Below are 16896 nucleotides of genomic sequence, written 5' to 3'. Positions count from 1 at the left end.
GGATGATGCGCCGGTTCGCCGGGTCGCTGTGGCGTCGATGCCGAAGGTGGTGCCCGGTGTCTCGCGCCGTCGCCGACGGGGAGTCGACGTGTGCGCTCTGACCTGGTGTTACATGGTGGAAATCTAGGCTCGCCGCTGGCACGTTAGCACGGTCGCCATCGATGCGGCTGCCCCTGCCGATGCCTGCGTGAGAGGGATGATACCGGCTCCGGGGCGGGTTGTGGGGGCAGTTAACTTGATCATTTAATCGTGAACTCCGGAACCGGGAAGGGGGTAGACGCGTCCGCCTTCTCTACTGTAGACATGGCATAGATCATCTCCGTGGTGTGCGAGGGTGTTCCCGCGTCACTCAGTCGCTCTTCAGCATTTTTCCGGCACCGGATCGGGGGCCTGGGCTTACTGCTGCGTTACATGAAGTAGGGCGCGGTGCGAGGCGGAATCCACGATGGTCATGACCGCGCGATGCGCAGTGAGAACGGAAGGGGAACCGTGCGATGCTGACTCCGCAGGTCGCTGAGGGAGTCCTGGTGACGGGATCCGCTGGTTTCATCGGCAGCCATCTGATGCGTCACCTGGCCGCCTCCGGCCGGCACGTGGTCGGCGTCGACCGGCGTCCGGCCGCGGCGGGCGCGGCGTCCGGCGCGCGGGTCCGGCACGTCGTCGGCGACCTGCGGACCCTCGACCTGGAGCCGCTGCTCGACGGGATCTCCGCGGTCGTCCACCTGGCCGCCATCCCCGGGGTACGCCCGTCCTGGCAGGAGTTCGACAGCTACGTCGAGTGCAACGTGCTCGCCACCCGGCGCCTGCTCGAAGCGTGCCGGGCGACCGGCCTGCCGCGGATCGTGGTCGCCTCCTCGTCGTCGGTCTACGGCGACAGCGCGCACGAGCGCATGTCGGAGAGCCAGGCGCCCGCGCCGGCCTCGCCGTACGCCGTGACCAAGCTGGCCGCCGAGCAGCTCGCGCTGGCCTACGCCCAGCGGCCGGGCAGCCGGTTGTCCGCGGTCGCGTTGCGTTTCTTCACCGTCTACGGGCCCGGTCAGCGGCCGGACATGCTGATCTCCCGGCTGATCGACGCGGCCCTCAACGGCACCGAGATCAGCATCTACGGGGACGGCAGCGCGCGCCGGGACTTCGTCTTCGTCGACGACGTCGTCCGCGCCATCGGCCGGGCCATGGACACCGGCGTCGGCAGCGGCGTCTTCAACGTCGGGACCGGCCGCAACGTCTCGGTCGCCGAGCTGATCGCCCAGGCCTCCGCGCTGGCCGAGCGGTCGCCGGTGGTGGTCCACCGGGACCGGCAGCCCGGTGACGTCGGCGTCACCCTGGCCGACGTGTCGCGCACCGCCGAGGTGCTCGGCTTCCGGGCGTCCACCGACCTCGCCGAGGGGCTGCGCCGCAGCATCGAGGACCGTCGCTCGCAGATGGTCGCGGTCGGGGCCTGACCGCTCGGGCCGGGGACTCGTCATGTGTGGTTTCGCAGGATTCAGCCGCGCCGGGCTGGGCGTGCGGGAGAGCCAGGACCTCGCGCTGGGGATGCTGGCCGCGCTCCGGCACCGGGGGCCCGACGGCGCGGCGATCGGCCGGCACGGCGAGCTGATGCTCGGCCACTGCGCCCTGCCGTTCACCGATCCGGCCGGCGGCCGGCAACCGCTGGTCACCGCCTCGGGCCACGTCGCGCTGGTCTTCAACGGGGAGATCTACAACTTCGCCGAGCTGCGCCGGGAGCTGCTCGCCGGCGGGGCCGTGCTGCGTACCGGCTCCGACACCGAGGTGCTCGCCGAGCTGCTGGAACGCGAGGGCGTCGAGGCGTTGCGACGGATCCGCGGGATGTACGCCTTCGCCATGCACGACCGGCGCACCGGCCGGACCGTTCTGGCCCGCGACCCGCTCGGCAAGAAACCGCTCTACTACTTCCACGACGGCGCCGGCCTGATCTTCGCCTCCGAGCTCGGCGCGCTGCGCTGCCATCCGCGCTGCCCGTCCGAAGCGGACCCCGGGGCGGTCGCCGACTACCTGGTGCTGCAGGCCTTCCCGGCGCCCGGCACGGTGCTCGCCGGCGTCCGCAAGGTCCCGCCCGGGGCCTATCTGGAGTGGCACGCCGGCACGGCCCGCACCGTCGTGCACTGGCGGCCGGAACTGCCCGCCGAGCGCGACCGGCGGCCGGTCCCGGTGGTGCAGCGCGATCTTGAGCGGGTCCTGCGCGCGGCGGTCGCCCAGCGCGTCCACGGGACCCGGTCCCCGCTGGGCGTGCTGCTCAGCGGGGGGCTCGACTCGGCCGTCGTGGCCGCGCTGGCCAAACAGGAGACCGGCCGGGCGCCGGCCACGTTCTCGGTCGGCTTCACCGATCCGGCGTTCGACGAGACCGACGCGGCCGCGGCCGTGGCCCGGCACCTGGGCACCGAGCACCACCACTGGCGGCTGAGCCCGGACGACCTGGTCGAGGGCCTGCACGCCGGGTACGCACGCGTCGACGAGCCGCTGGCCGACTCCTCGCTGCTGCCCACCATGCTGGTCTGCCGGATGGCGGGGCGCCACGTACGCGGTGTGCTGACCGGTGACGGCGCCGACGAGATGCTGCTCGGCTACCGCTACTTCCAGGCGGAACGGCTGCTGGGCTGGCTCGGCGCCGTGCCCCGGCCGGCGCTCGCCCGGCTCACCGCCGTGCTGCAACGCCTGCCCGTACGGCACGGCAACCTGCCGGCGACGACCGTGGCCCGGCGGCTCGGCCACGCCCTGGGCTGCCCCCCGCAGCGGCGGTTCCTGCTGGCCGGGGCGCCGTTCCAGCCCGCACAGGTGGCCGGGATCCTGGCCGTCGCGGGGGAGGCCCGGCCGTTCGCCCGGGTCGACGCGGCGGTGGCGGCGCACCCCGGCCTCGGCTCGCTGGAGCGCAGCCAGCTCGGCATCATCACGCACTTCCTCGGCGACGTGATCCTCACCAAGGTGGACCGGGCCTCGATGCTGGCCTCCATCGAAGCGCGTTCGCCGTTTCTGGACGAGGCCGTCGTCCAGTTCTGCGCCAGCCTCCCGGTCGATCGCAAACTGCGCCGGTTCACCGGCAAGCACCTGCTGCGCCGGGTCGCCGCCGGGATGCTGCCGGCCGCGACGGCGTACGGGGTCAAGACCGGTTTCCGGGCGCCGATCGGCAGCCTGCTGATCAACGAGCTGCGCCCGATGCTGCTCGACACGCTCAGCCGGCCGCGGCTCGACCGGCACGGGCTGTTCCGCCCGGCGGCGGTCCAGCGGCTGGTCAGCGAGCACCTCGCCGGCCACGCCGACCACGCGCGCAAGTTGTGGGCGCTGCTCTGCTTCCAGATCTGGCAGGACGCCACGCCACGGCCGGCGACCGGCAGCCGGCACGGCATGCATGTCACCGTCACGGAGGGACTCTCATGAGCGATCCGCGGATCGTCGTCGTGTCGCCGCGCACCTGGGGCCAGTTCGGCAACTTCCTGGCCGCGACGCGGCTCGCCGGAGTGCTGCGCGACCGGCTGCCCGGTCACGAGGTCGAGGTCTGGGAGGCCGAGGCGACGCTGCCCTGGATCGGCGAGTACGGCGCCCGGATCGCCGAGATCACCGCCGGCTCGCCGGACGCCGCGACCCGCACCGGGCGGTACCTCGCCCTGATGGCGGAGATCGAGCGGGCCCACCCCCGGGGGTTCGAGACCGATCCCGGCAGCGCGGTCCAGCCGCGGGTGGCCGGCTTGCGGGCCGCCCTGGAGCAGGCCCGGCCGGATCTGGTCATCGGTACGAAGGGCTTCGTCGCGCGTCTCTGCCGGGCCGCGTTGCTCGGCCGGGCGCCGGACACCCCGGTGGTCAGCTACGTGACCAATCCGGGCCTGCTGGAGCTGCCGATCCACCGCAGCGCCGACCTCGACGCCGTGCTGGTCCCGTTCGACTGGGCCAAGCAGCGGCTGTGCGCGCTGGCCGGAACCGACCCGGACACCGTGCACGTGGTCGGACCGCTGGTGGCCCGGCACGACCTCGGATCGTTCGTCAGCGCCGAGGCGGACTCGGCGCACCGGCCGGGCTGGCCGGACCAGCCGGACGGCTCGCCCCGCCCCCGGATCATCGTGTTCAGCAACCGCGGCGGTGACGACTACGTCCGGATCCTGCGCCACCTGGCCGCCAGGCACCCGGACACCGACGTGGTCTTCGTCGGCTACAACGACCCCGCGCTGATCGCCCGGGTCACCGGGGAGATCGACCCGAGCCGGTGGCGCTTCCACACCAGGCTGACCCAGCAGGAGTACTTCGCGTACATCGACGGGGCGGCGACCGCCGAGCACGCCTTCCTGATCTCGAAGGCCGGTCCCAACACCACGCTGGAGGCGGCGCACTTCGGCATCCCGGTGCTGATGCTCCGATCGGGCCTGCCCATGGAGGACTGGGTCGGCGGGCTGATCCACGAGCACGGGCTGGGCCGCTGCCGCAACACCGCCGACGAACTGCTCACCGACCTGGACGAGTGGCTCGGCGACCGCTCCCGGATCGCCGCCGGGAAACGAGCCTGTCAGACCTTCGCCACGACCGTGCTGGACCAGCGGGCCGCAGCCGGGCGCATCGAGAACGCACTGCGGCAGCTGCTGGACCGGCGATCGGTCACCGCGAGCGCCGGCGAACCGGAGAGGAGCCAACCGTGACCGAGGCCATGGTCCATGTGGACGAGGCGAGCGCCGTCCGGCGCGGCGTCGACTTCCTGCTCGACCGCCGGGAGGCGGACGGGCGCTGGGTGGACTACGACCTGCTCGGGCCGAGCGACGACTGGATCACCGCGTACGTGGCCGGTGTCCTGGTCCAGCTGCCGCACGAGGCGGCCGGGCGCGCCGGGCGCGCGGCGATGGACCTGCTCGTCCCGGAGCAGCACGACAACGGCGGGTGGAACTACAGCGAGGTGGCCCCGGAGGACGCCGACAGCACCGGATGGGTGCTGCGCCTGGCCGAGCTGCTCGGCCGGTCCGGCGAGCCGTGGGCACGGCCGGGATGGGAGTTCCTCGCCCGGCACGTGCACGACGACGGGCTGGTCTCGACGTACGTCCCGGACCTGGCGAAGGCGGCGTTCGACCGCTACCCGGTCGTGCCGTCCTGGGACGGCTGGTGCGGCGGGCACGTGTGCGTGACCGCCGCGGTCGCCGGGCTGGCCGGTCTGCCGCGCCGCGAGCACGTGGTGAACGGGCTGCTGCGCGCCCAGCGGCCGACCGGCGAGTGGCCGGCGTACTGGTGGATCGACCCGGAGCTGAGCACCGCCCTCGCGGTCGAGTCGCTGGCCACGGTGCCGGGCACCGAGCCGGCCCGGGCCGCCGCGGCCCGGTGGGCGGCCGGCCGGATCGGCGCCGACGGCGCGGTCACCACCCACCTGCATCCCGAGGGGTCGCCGTTCGCCACCGCGCTGGCCCTGCGCGCCGTCGCCCAGGGCGAGCCGGGCTTCGGCGACGCGCAGATCCGGGCCGCGGCCGGATGGCTGACCCGGCACCAGCGCCCGGACGGCTCCTGGACGCCGTCGGCGCGGCTGCGCATGGTGCTGCCCTGGGAGACCGACCCGGACAGCTACGAGGACTGGACGTTCGACGGGGTCGGGCGGGCCTGCCTCGGGACCATCGCCCGCGACACCTTCGGGCTGCACACCACGGCGACCGTCCTGCAGGCGCTGCGGACCGCCGCCACCAGGACCGGCGCATGACCACCGGAGAGGCGAGCATGGAAGCAACCGCTGAGCACGACGGCCCCGGCGCAAAACGGCGCGATGTGCTGGCGCACCTGCGGGCACACCGCGGGCACGTCATCCACGTCGTCGACCCGTTCAAGGTCGAGGTCGCCGAGGCCGTGCAGAAGGCCCGCGCGGTCACCGCGGCCGGGATGCCCGCCCTGCTGCTGGCCAGCACCGACTACGAGGACTTCGAGACGCACATGCCGGCGTACCTCAACGCGGTGCGCGCGGCGACCGACATCCCGACGATCCTGCACTTCCCGCCGATCCCCGGGCGCGGCTTCCCGGTGGTGCCGGAGGCGGAGAGCATGATGCTGCCCGCGCTGCTCGGCTCCGACGACCCCTACTACGTGTGGAAGAGCCTGCTGGAGACGTACGCGCTGGGCAACGGCGTGCCACCGGCGCCGCAGCCGCTGCTGTCCGCGGCGCTCACCTTCGGCCGGGACGACCGGTCGTACGCCCGGATGGGCACCCGGCCGGTCGCCCAGGACGAGCAGTCGGTGCTGGCGTACGCGCAACGTGCCCGGCAGTTCGGCTTCGACATGGTGTACCTCTACTCGCGCAACGAGCAGGTGACCACCCGGACCTGTGAGCTCTTCCGCGAGGTGCTGGCGCCGGAGCAGCTGCTGTTCGCCAGCGGTGGCGTCCGTACCCCGGAGCAGGTGGACGCCTATCTGCAAGCCGGCGCCGACTACGTGATCTTCGCCGGCGCACTCGAAACCCCGGACTGGCGGGCGGCGCTCGACCGTCTCTGCTCGGCCGGCCAGCTCCAGCGCCGTGCTCTCTCCCTCACCTGATCGGATTGGCATGCCCAAACAACTCGTGGTCCTGAACAACCCGAAGGCGACCGGCGCCTCCTGCGGCACGGGTACGGGTGCGACTGCGGCCGGCCCGGATCGCGCCCGAACGCCCCGCTGGCGTAAGCGCAATCTGCGCATCGCGCTGGTCCGCCACCACGATCTCTGCCTGAACACCCGGCAGATCAGCCAGATCCAGCGCCGGGCGGGCGTGCTGCCGCACCTGGGGCTCGGCTACATCCACACCGCGCTCAAGAGCGCCGGCTTCCACAACGTCATCCAGGTGGACACCCCGGCCCTGGGCCTGGACGGTGAGGGGCTGCGCAAGCTGCTCGCCGACTTCCAGCCGGACCTGGTCGGCGTGAGCACCACGACCCCCGGCCTGCCCGGCGCGCTGGAGGCGGCCGCGGCGGCCAAGAGCACCGGCGCCAAGGTGATCCTCGGCGGCCCGCACACCGAGGTGTACGCCGCGGAGAACCTCTACCACGACTCCATCGACTACGTCGGGGTCGGCGAGGGCATCACCATCATGGTCGATCTCGCCGAGGCGCTGGAGCAGGGCGAGGACCCGGACGGCATCCGCGGGCTGGTCTCCCGCACCTTCGACGGCGGCGCGGCCCCGATGGTGAACCTGGAGGACGTCGGCTGGCCGGAACGCGAGGGCCTGCCGATGGACCGCTACTACTCGATCATGGCGCCCCGCCCGTTCGCCACCATGATCTCCAGCCGGGGCTGCCCGTTCAAGTGCAGCTTCTGCTTCAAGCAGGCGGTGGACAAGAAGTCGATGTACCGCAGCCCGGAGGACGTGGTGGGGGAGATGACGCTCCTGCGCGACCGCTACGGCACCCGCGAGATCATGTTCTACGACGACGTGTTCACCCTGCACCGCGGCCGGGTCTACGAGATCTGCGAGCTGATCCGGTCGACCGGGCTCAAGGTCCGCTGGGAGGCGCCGACCCGGGTCGACCTGGTCCCGGACAAACTGCTGAACGCGATGGCCGGCGCCGGGTGCAAGCGGCTGCGCTTCGGGATCGAGCACGGCGACAGCGAGATCCTGCAGCGGATGAACAAGGAGAGCAACGTCGGGAAGATCGAGAAGGCGGTCACCTCCGCCTTCGAGGCCGGGATCAAGGGGTTCGGCTACTTCATCGTCGGATGGCTCGGGGAGACCCGCCAGCAGTTGCAGGCCACCGTGGACCTCGCCTGCCGGCTGCCGCTGGACTACGCCAGCTTCTACACGGCCACCCCGCTGCCCGGCACGCCGCTGCACACCGAGTGCGTGGAGGCCGGCGCCATCCCGGCCGACTACTGGGACCGGTTCGTCCGCGGCGAGTTCTCCGAGCGCCTCAACCACCTGGTCCCGGACGCGGAGGCGCGGGCGCGGTACGCGTACCGGTCGTTCTTCCTGCGCTGGCAGATGGCCAAGCCGCTGCTCGGCCACGCGGTCACGACCGGGCAGTGGCGCAACACCGCCTCCGGCGTGATCAGCCTCGCCAAGTCCAACAACAACACCGACCGTGACTTCTGAGGTCGACGCCGGCCGCCGGCACCGGCGTACCGCGGTGCAGCGCCTGGTGGCCCGCGGCTACACCGCGGCCCACCCGGCGCCCGCGACGGTCACCGTGGTGCACGGCGCCACGGTGACCACGATCGCGCCGGACTCGCCACCGGAGGCGCATCTGGACGCGCTGCCGCGGGGCGGCCTGGGCGTCCTGCTGCCCACCTACGTGGCCCGCTGCGGCGTGCCCGAGCAGGTGCAGGCCGTGCAGCACGTGCTCGACCGGCTGGTCCCGGTCCGCGAAGCGCACCCCGGGCTGCCGGTCACGGTGTGGATCGGCATCCAGGCCGACGGCGGGGACGCCGCGGCGATCGAACGGGTCACGGCTGTACTGGGCCACCTGCGGGTGCCCGCCGGGCTGGTCGTGGTGGGCGCGGCGCTGGCCGGGCGGGGCAAACTGCTCACCACCAACGCGGTGCTGCGCGTCACCGCGGCGCTGCGCTACACCGGCTGGCTGTGGGTCGACGACGACGTCGAGCTGGCCCCGGACTGCCTGCAGCGGCTCGTCACCCGCTTCCTCGAACGGGGCGGCACCGGCGCGGTGGGCGCCTGCGAGACCGCGCAGATCAGCACCACCCCGTCGGCCCGGATGATGGACACCGTCTCCGAGCACACCATGCCGCCGTACGCCTACCCGGCAGCCGGCTGCATGCTGGTGGCCGCCGACGTCGTGGCCGGGGGCATCTCGCCGCGCCGGCTCACCGACGACGGGTTCGTGGTCTTCGAGCTGCTCACCCGGGCGCCGGACGGCGCGGCGGCCGACTTCGAGGTGGTGCCCGAGGCCCGCTGCGGCTTCTGCCGCATCGGGCGCGCCTCGGACACGCTGGTCCGGCTGCGCCGCTCGATGTACAGCCACGTGGTGTCGATGGCCGACTACCCGTCCCGGACCGCCCGGCGCTACTTCCAGCAGTACCTGTTCTACGGGCTGTGGCCGCTGGCCCCGTGGGACGGCCGCCGGGGACCCGCCCGCGGGCTCGTGCGCTGGTCGATCAAGGCGGTCCACTTCACCTGGTTCGGCGCCGTGGCCGCCTCGCTGGCCGTGCGCGGTCTCGCCGGCCACCCGGTCCGCGGCGTCACCTGGGGCGCCGACGGCGACTTCCGCACGGCGCTGGACTCCACGACCGGAGGACGCGATGACGCCGCGTGAGCCGGCGCCGCTGCGCCACCTGCGCCGCTGGATCTCCCGTGGCTACCAGCCGGGCACCGCCTGGCGCCGCCCGGTCGAGTACGTGCACGCCGACGGCTCGGTCGCCGCCCGGCTCGCCACCTGGCCGCCCCAGCCGCCCGCCGGGGTCCCGAGCCTCGCCTTCGTGCTCCCGACCCACCTGCGCCGGTACTCGGCGAGCCGGCATCAGGCGTGGCTGCGCGAGTTGCTGGCGCAGCTCGCCGAGGCGGCCGAGGCCGTCCCGGGCGCCCGGATCACCGTCCTGGTCGGCATGCAGTGGATGCGGCGCGAGGACCGGGACGAGGCGGTCGCCCGGCTGCGGCTGCTGGCCGGGGTGGCCGGGCAGCAGAGCGCGGTGCACTTCGTCGGGTTGTCGCTGCCCGGCCCCGGCAAGGTGAGCACGCTCAACGCCGGGATCGCGGTCGCCGAGGCGCAGGGGCTGACCGCGGTCGGCTGGCTCGACGACGACATCCGGCTGGAGCCGGGCTGCCTGGCGAACCTGGTCCGGGACTTCGCCGGCCACGGCTGCCGGGGCGCGGTGGGCGCCACCAAGGTGCCGCACGCGCGGCCGTACGCCACGTCGCGCCTGCTGCACCGGCTGAAGGCGATCACCGCCACCGCCACGAACTACCCGCACGGCTGCTGCCTGCTGGTGGAGCTGCCGGTGGTCAGCGGCGGCATCCCGGACCGGTACGTGTGCGACGACGGCTACGTCTGCTTCCGGCTGCTCGACCCGGACGCCGCCGACCCCCTGCACCGGCTGCGCCTGGTCCCGGACGCGCGGTGCCACTACGAGGTGGCCGGTCCGGCCGGCCAGTCCGGCCGGCGGATCCGCCGGCTGCTGCTCAACCACGTCATCTACCTGGCCGACTGGTCCTATCCGGTGGCCCGGTACTACTTCCGCGACATCCTGTTCCCCGGCATGTGGCCGCTCACCGGCTTCGACGCCTCGGCCGGGCGGTCGCACGGCGTGGCGAAGTCGGCGATCACCTGGGTCTACTTCGGCTGGTTCGCCCGCACGGCCGCGGAACTCTACCTGCGCGGGCTCGTCCGACGGCCGCTGCGGGAAGTGCGCTGGGCCGAGTACGTCGCTCCCGGCTCGCCAGACCGATCCGGGCCACACCCCCTGACGGAGGCGTCCGCATGAAGGTTCTCTCCCTGCACTCGCTCGGCCACGACGCCGGAGTCTCGTACTTCGAGGACGGGGTCCTGCGCTTCTCGATCGAGGCGGAACGGCTCAGCCGCGTCAAGCACGACGGCCGCGTCGACGACGCCCTGCAGCACGTGCTGCGGGCCGCGCCGGTCAACCCGGACGAGGTCGACCTGATCGCGGTGAGCACGCCGTTCTCGCACGCGCTGCTGGGCCTGCCGGACCTGGACGCCGCGCTGGCGGCGATCAACTCCGGCGCCCTGCACCACCGGACCACCTCCACCCTGCTCGGCCGCCCGGTCGACTGCGTGATCGTCACCCACGAGGTGTCGCACGCCGCGCTGGCCGCGCACTACGCCGGGCACAGCGAGGGCTGCGTCGTGCTGGTCAACGAGGGACGCGGCCAGATCACCCGCAGCTCGCTGTTCCGCATCGAGCAGGGCATGCTGCGGTGGCTGGAGAAGGACCCGCTGCCCTGGTACGGCAACGGATTCGGCTGGAGCGCGCTGGGCTACCTGTTCGGGTTCGGCAAGAGCCCCAGCGTGGCCGGCAAGGTGATGGCGCTGGGTGGATACGGCCAGCCCCGGGCCGACGTGCGGGACCTGCTGCTCGGGGTCCGCCCGGACGTGATGGCCGACCCGGCCGCGGCCGAGGCGACGTACGACGACCTGAGCGGGCGGCCGCAGTTCGCCCGGGACTTCCAGACCATGGCCGACGCGATCGCGACGTTCCAGACGCTGTTCACCGAGCAGGTCTACCAGCTGCTCGCGCGCCACACCGGGGTACCGGCCGGGGTGGACGTGGCGCTCGGCGGCGGGTGCGCGCTGAACATCGTCGCCAACGCGGAGCTGCGCTCGCGGCTGGGCCGGGACATCGCGATCCCACCGGCGTGCGGCGACAGCGGGCACTCCATCGGCGCCGGCGTCTACGCGATGCACTACGTGCTCGGGCAGCGGGTGGAGCCGTTCGACGTGTACGTCAACGGCCGCGCCGAGGCGGCCGGCGACTCGGCCGCGGCGCTGACCTCCGCGGGGCTGCGCCCGGTCGCCTACGACGGCGGCGCCGCCGCCCAGGTGCTGGCCGGCGGCGGCGTGGTGGCCTTCCTGGAGGGGGCGGCCGAGGTCGGCCCACGGGCGCTGGGCCACCGGTCGCTGCTCGGCGACCCGAGCGCCGAGGGGATGCGCAAGCGCCTCAGCGAGGAGTTGAAACGCCGGGAGTGGTTCCGGCCGCTGGGCGCGGTGATCCGCGAGGACCGGTTCGCCGAGCTGTTCCCCGGCCAGCCGGTGTCGCCGTACATGCTGTTCAACTACGACGTCCGGGAGGGACTGTTCGCGCAGGCACGGCACGTCGACGGCACCAGCCGGTTGCAGACGCTCACCCGTGCGGCGCACCCTCGGCTCTTCGACCTGCTGGGCGAGTTCGAGCAGCTCACCGGCACCGCCGCGTTGATCAACACGTCGCTGAACGGCCCGGGGCGCGCCATCGCGCAGTCCAGCCGGGACATGATCGACGACTTCGGCGGCCAGGACGTGGACCTGTTCGTCGCCGGTGACGTGATGGCGTACCGGGCCGGTGTGCGATGAGCAGCGCCCCGGCGGCGTACCTGGTCCCCGACGGCGTGCCGCGGGACCTGGCCGCCGAGCTCGACGACGCCCACCGGTACGTCAGCGGCCTGCTGATGGACACCATGGAAGAGTTCCGGGCCTCGCCCGAGCTGGTGCGCTACGTCGGTGATCTGCGGCTCTATCTGCGCGCCGCGTGCCTGCTCACGATGTGGCTGCCGGAGGAGCGGCTGCGGCGGGAGGTGGCCGGCGAGATCGCCATGCACATCGCGGCGATGAAGCTGTTCGACGACCTGCTCGACGACGACAGCGGCTTCGACCGGTTCGAGCTGGCGCTGTGTCTGCTGCTGGAGCAGCGCGCGGTGTCGCGGCTGGCGGGCCGCGCCGACGACCCGCGCGCGGTGCTGCGGACCGTCGAGGACAACTTCGTCACGGTGGGCCTGGGCCAGCTGCGCACCAAACAGGTGCCGGCCGTCGACCTGGCCTCCTGGCGCGCGCACGCGGAGACCTACGGCGGCTGCTTCCTCAGCCTGTACGGCACGCTCGCGGCGCTGGCCGGCCGCCGGCCGCAGGCCTGCGCCGCGGCGACCGACTTCGGCTGGGGCTTCGGCATGATCGTCACGATCGCCGACGACCTGCGTGACTACGAGCGGCACGGCGAGCGGACCGGCAATCTCGGACATCTGCTGCGTACCGGCCGGGTCACCGAGGCGGAGCTGCGCGGGCTGCTCGAGGAGGCGCGCCGGCGGGCTACCCCGCCCGCGGACGTCTGGTGCGCCCACGACCTGCGCCCGATCATCGACCGGTACGCGGACGACGTGCTGGAGCGCGGCCTGCCGGTGCTGCTGGCACTGCCCGACGACAGGCCGCCGCCCGCCGGTGGACACCACTGATGTGTGGCATAGCGGGCTGGGCCACCCCGGACGACCCGGACCCGGAGGTGGTGGCGGCGATGCTGGCGGCGCTGGCACACCGCGGGCCGGACGGCGAGGGCCGGCACGTGGGCGCCGGGATCGCGCTGGGAATGCGCCGGCTGGCGATCGTCGACGTCGCGGGTGGCGCACAGCCGGTCTTCAGCGAGGACGGCACGGTCGTCGCGGTGCTCAACGGGGAGATCTACAACCACGGACGCCTCCGGGCGGATCTCCTGGCCCGCGGTCACCGGCTGGCCAGCGGCAGCGACAGCGAGTGCCTGGTGCACCTGTACGAGGAGCACGGTGACGATCTCGTGCGGCACCTGCACGGGATGTTCGCCTTCGCGATCTGGGACGCGCCGGCCCGGCGGCTGCTGCTCGGCCGCGACCGGGTCGGGAAGAAGCCGCTGTTCTGGCGGCCGGCAGCCGGTGGTGTGCAGTTCGCTTCCGAGCTCAAGGCCTTCCTGGCCGATCCGCGGTTCCCGCGCGCGGTCGACCCGGCGGCGGTCGACGGGTTCCTCACCTGCGCCTACGTCCCGGGGCCGGGCAGCATCTGGCGAGACGTACGCCGGGTGGAGCCGGGCACCGTGCTCAGCTGGCAGGCCGGCGCGATCCGCGGCCACCGCTACCACACCCCGCCGCTCGCCCCGGTCGCCGTGGCCGGCTTCGACGAGGCGGCCGCCGAGCTGCGCGAGCGCCTGACCGAGGCCACCCGGCTCCGGCTGATCGGGGAGCGGCCGATCGGGGTGCTGCTCTCCGGTGGCCTGGACTCCTCCGCGGTGCTGGCGGCCGTGGCCCGCCAGCACGCCGGGCCGGTGCCCACGTTCACCATCGGCTTCGAGGACGCCGCCACCGACGAGCGGCGCTTCGCCCGGGCGGCGGCCCGGCACTACGGCGCCGACCATCACGAGTGGGTGCTCGGCCCGGACGTCGTGGACCTGCTCGACGACCTGGGCCGGCAGTTCGACGAGCCGTTCGCCGACTCCTCCGCGATCGCCACCTTCTACCTGGCCCGGATGGCCGCGCGGCACGTGACCGTGGTGCTCAACGGCGACGGCGGCGACGAGTGCTTCGGCGGCTACGACCGCTACGGCGCGATGGTCGGCGGCTCACGTGTCACGCTGCCCGGACCGGCCGGGGCCCTGGCGGTGCGGCTGGGCGGCGCGCTGGCACGGTCGGCGGGCGGGGCCCGGCTGCGGCGCGCCGGGCGACTGCTGGAGCTGGCCGGCCGGCCCCCGGCCGACCGGTACGCGGCGCTGATGTCGGTCTTCGAACCGGCCCGGCTGGCCCGCCTCTACACCGCGGAGTTCGCGCGCCTGGTGGGCGCCGCGGACCCGGTGCGGCACCTGCGCGAGGCGTGGGCACAGGCCGCCGGGCAGTCGCTGATCGACCGGATGCTGACCGTGGACCAGCGCACCTACCTGGCCGGTGACCTGCTGCCGAAGATGGACCTGGCCACGATGGCGCACGGCGTGGAGGCCCGCTCGCCCTTCCTCGACCAGGACCTGATGGCCTGGGCGGCCAGGCTGCCGGCCGGCTACAAGGTCGCCGGGGGCAGCGGGAAACGCCTGCTCAAACACGCCATGCGGGACTGGCTGCCGGCCGAGCTGATCGACCGGCCGAAAGCCGGCTTCGGGGTGCCGATGGACGACTGGCTGCGCGGGCGGCTGCGCCCGCTGGCCTGGGACCTGCTCACCGACCGGACCGCGCGGCAGCGTGGCGTCTTCCGCCCGCAGCAGGTGCGCCGGCTCCTCGCCGAACTCGACGACGGCCAGCGCCACGGCCGCCGGATCTGGGCCATGGTGCAGCTGGAGTCGTGGTATCGCCGGTTCGCCGACCGCCCGCCGGCGCTGTCCGTACCCGGAACCGACCTTGGAGGTCAGCGGTGCTCACCGTGATCCTTCCGCACTATCGCTGCTCCACCTACCTGCCCTCGGCGGTCCGGTCGGTGCTCGGTCAGTCGCTCCGGGAGCTGCGCCTGATCGTGCTGGACGACTGTTCGCCCGAGGACGACTGGCTGGCCGCCCTGGCACCGTTCCGCGGCGACCCGCGGCTGACCGTGCTGCGGGCCTCCCGCAACGTCGGCCATCTCCGGCTCAAGAACGCCGTGCTGCCCATGGTGACCAGCCGCTACATCGGGTTCCAGGACGCCGACGACGAGAGCGAGCCGGAGCGGTTCGCCGTGCAGGTGGCGATGCTCGAACGGGGCCGCGCCGACCTGGTGGGGTGCGGTTACGTGCAGATCGACGCGCAGGGACGGCCGCAGGGCGTACGCCGCTTCCCGCGGTACGGCAACCTGTGGATGCGGCTGGGCCGGTCCACGGTCGCGCTGCACCCCACCACGGTGGTGCGCCGCTCGGTGTTCGAGCGGCTGGGCGGCTTCGACGGCACCGCGGAGTTCGGTGCGGACACCGACTTCCACCTGCGGCTGGCCCGCCTGTACCGGATCCGCAACACCCGCCGCACGCTGTACCGCTACCGGGTCTGGCCGCAGTCGCTGACGTCCGCGCCGGAGACCGGGTTCGGCTCGCCGGCCCGGCAGGCGTACCTGGCCCGGATGGTCGCCATGGAGGAGCGGCGCAAACGCGCCCGCAGCCGGGCCGAGCTGCTCGACCTGCTGGTGGCGCCGGCCAACGACGTGACCTTCGACCTCGAGCCGGTCTGATGGGCGCGATCCGCGTGGACGTGGTCGTCGCCGCCCGGGGGGACTGGCGGGCGGTGGTGCGGCGCCTGCGGGACCAGACGTGCGCACCGGCCCGGGTCATCGTGGAGTCCGCCGAGCCGGGCGGCGACCTCCCGGCGGACGTGGTCGTCGTCGCACCGGGACGGGGTGTCGCCACCGCGCGCGCCGACTATGTCGCCGTCCTCGACGAGCGGGACCATCCGGGCCCGGCCTGGCTGGCCGGGGTGGCCGACGCCGCCGCCTCCGGCGCGGACGCGGTCCGCTGGGGCGTGCTGACCGTGGGCGCCGACGGCATCGTCCGCGACGTGGTGATCCCGCCGGGCAGCGGCGCGGTCACCGGCCGTCCGCGGGCCGGGATCGCGCTGCGGCGTACGGCGCTGACCGCGGACGGCCGGATCCGCCCCGGCACGCGGGCCGCCGGGATCGCCCGGCTGCTGGTCACCCGCCGCGGCGCCCCGGCCCCGGCGGCGCCGCCGAGCGGCGGGGACCGGCCCGTGGTCAGTGTGGTGCTCCCGGTGCGCAACGCGGCCGCCACCCTCGGCGCGCAGCTGGCCGCCCTGGCGCGGCAGGACTACCCCGGGCGGTGGGAGCTGGTGGTGGTCGACAACGGCTCGGCCGATCGGAGCATGGCGCTGGCCGAGGAGGCGCGGCCGCGGTTGCCGGCCCTGCGTACGATCTCCGCCCCCACCGCGCGCAGCGCCGGCGTGGCCCGCAACGCCGGGGTCCGGGTGGCCGCCGGTGATCTGCTGCTGTTCTGCGACGCCGACGACGTCGCCGACCCGGGCTGGATCTCGGCCATGGTCGGCGCGCTCGCGGACGCCGATCTGGTCGGTGGCGCGCTGGACTGCTCCACGCTGAGCCCGGCCTTCATGGACGAGCAACCGGTGCCGTTGCCGGCGCAGGGCGAGCCCCTGTCGTTCGCCCGCAGCGCCAACTGCGCGGTCCGGCGGGAGGTGCTCGCCGCGGTCGGGGGTTGGGCCGAGCATTTCCCGGGCGGCGCCGGGGAGGACGTCGAACTGTCCTGGCGGGTGCAGCTGGCCGGATACCGGCTCGGCTACGCCCCGCACGCCCGGATGGGTTACCGCCTGCGGCCCACGCTGCTCGGGGTGGCCCGGCAGAAGTGGGCCTACGGGCTGACCGGTGCGCTGCTGTACCGGACCTACCGCAACGCCGGCTACCGGCGCAGGCCGTGGCGTGAGGTGCTCTTCAGCTGGTTCTGGATGGTCCGGCACCTGCCGGATGTGGGCCGGCCGGGCACCCCGCGACGGCGCTGGATCCGCTACGCGGCCCGGCTGGCCGGGTTCGCGGCCGGCAGCGTGCGCCACCGTACGGCCTACTTCTGACCGCCGCACGGCGCCCGGGC

The 16896-nt window shown here is 73.8% G+C and carries 13 protein-coding genes; all 13 read left to right on the top strand.

The features are described from left to right. Positions 1 to 527 precede the first annotated feature (527 nt). The 13 genes from ACTEI_RS29415 to ACTEI_RS29355 are packed head-to-tail and all read left to right on the top strand — an operon-like array spanning position 528 to position 16876. Complete coding sequence (locus tag ACTEI_RS29415; protein ID WP_239082081.1) at positions 528 to 1442, top strand: NAD-dependent epimerase/dehydratase family protein; 915 nt, start codon at positions 528 to 530, stop codon at positions 1440 to 1442. Positions 1443 to 1464: 22 nt separating this feature from the next. Next, entirely contained in the window at positions 1465 to 3393 is a 1929-nt protein-coding gene (asnB, locus tag ACTEI_RS29410) for an asparagine synthase (glutamine-hydrolyzing) (protein ID WP_122980621.1), read from the top strand. Further along, positions 3390 to 4640, top strand: coding sequence for a glycosyltransferase family protein (locus ACTEI_RS29405; RefSeq protein WP_122980620.1), 1251 nt, complete (start codon positions 3390 to 3392; stop codon positions 4638 to 4640). The genes asnB (ACTEI_RS29410) and ACTEI_RS29405 overlap by 4 nt, the downstream gene beginning before the upstream one ends. Beyond that, positions 4637 to 5677 carry a prenyltransferase/squalene oxidase repeat-containing protein gene (locus ACTEI_RS29400; protein ID WP_122980619.1) on the top strand — a complete coding sequence of 347 codons (1041 nt, stop codon included), beginning with the start codon at positions 4637 to 4639 and terminating at the stop codon, positions 5675 to 5677. The genes ACTEI_RS29405 and ACTEI_RS29400 overlap by 4 nt, the downstream gene beginning before the upstream one ends. Positions 5678 to 5694: 17 nt before the next feature. Then, the gene (locus tag ACTEI_RS29395; RefSeq protein ID WP_122982483.1) at positions 5695 to 6501 is read left to right on the top strand and encodes a geranylgeranylglyceryl/heptaprenylglyceryl phosphate synthase; all 807 of its coding nucleotides are present in this window, start codon (positions 5695 to 5697) and stop codon (positions 6499 to 6501) included. Positions 6502 to 6511: 10 nt separating this feature from the next. Continuing rightward, positions 6512 to 8029 carry a B12-binding domain-containing radical SAM protein gene (locus ACTEI_RS29390; RefSeq protein ID WP_122980618.1) on the top strand — a complete coding sequence of 506 codons (1518 nt, stop codon included), beginning with the start codon at positions 6512 to 6514 and terminating at the stop codon, positions 8027 to 8029. Further along, positions 8019 to 9206: a hypothetical protein gene (locus tag ACTEI_RS29385; protein WP_203723534.1), complete on the top strand. Its 1188-nt coding sequence runs from the start codon at positions 8019 to 8021 to the stop codon at positions 9204 to 9206. The genes ACTEI_RS29390 and ACTEI_RS29385 overlap by 11 nt, the downstream gene beginning before the upstream one ends. Next, a complete protein-coding gene (locus ACTEI_RS29380) occupies positions 9193 to 10371 on the top strand; it encodes a glycosyltransferase family 2 protein (RefSeq protein WP_122980617.1) in 1179 nt (392 codons plus the stop codon). The genes ACTEI_RS29385 and ACTEI_RS29380 overlap by 14 nt, the downstream gene beginning before the upstream one ends. Next, on the top strand, positions 10368 to 11957 hold the full coding sequence (locus ACTEI_RS29375; RefSeq protein WP_122980616.1) for a carbamoyltransferase C-terminal domain-containing protein: 1590 nt from the start codon (positions 10368 to 10370) through the stop codon (positions 11955 to 11957). Before ACTEI_RS29380 ends, ACTEI_RS29375 begins: the two co-directional genes overlap by 4 nt. Next, complete coding sequence (locus ACTEI_RS29370) at positions 11954 to 12829, top strand: Moenomycin biosynthesis protein MoeN5 (protein ID WP_122980615.1); 876 nt, start codon at positions 11954 to 11956, stop codon at positions 12827 to 12829. Before ACTEI_RS29375 ends, ACTEI_RS29370 begins: the two co-directional genes overlap by 4 nt. Beyond that, positions 12829 to 14748 carry an asparagine synthase (glutamine-hydrolyzing) gene (gene asnB / locus ACTEI_RS29365; protein WP_122980614.1) on the top strand — a complete coding sequence of 640 codons (1920 nt, stop codon included), beginning with the start codon at positions 12829 to 12831 and terminating at the stop codon, positions 14746 to 14748. The genes ACTEI_RS29370 and asnB (ACTEI_RS29365) overlap by 1 nt, the downstream gene beginning before the upstream one ends. Continuing rightward, the gene (locus ACTEI_RS29360) at positions 14736 to 15515 is read left to right on the top strand and encodes a glycosyltransferase family 2 protein (protein WP_203723533.1); all 780 of its coding nucleotides are present in this window, start codon (positions 14736 to 14738) and stop codon (positions 15513 to 15515) included. The genes asnB (ACTEI_RS29365) and ACTEI_RS29360 overlap by 13 nt, the downstream gene beginning before the upstream one ends. Further along, a complete protein-coding gene (locus tag ACTEI_RS29355) occupies positions 15515 to 16876 on the top strand; it encodes a glycosyltransferase family 2 protein (protein WP_122980612.1) in 1362 nt (453 codons plus the stop codon). The genes ACTEI_RS29360 and ACTEI_RS29355 overlap by 1 nt, the downstream gene beginning before the upstream one ends. The last annotated feature ends 20 nt before the right edge of the window (positions 16877 to 16896 follow it).

The organism is Actinoplanes teichomyceticus ATCC 31121 (genome assembly GCF_003711105.1).
Taxonomy (GTDB): Bacteria; Actinomycetota; Actinomycetes; order Mycobacteriales; family Micromonosporaceae; genus Actinoplanes; species Actinoplanes teichomyceticus.
The sequence above is the reverse complement of the archived record's forward strand: the minus strand, read 5'-3'. Positions and strand labels throughout refer to the sequence as shown.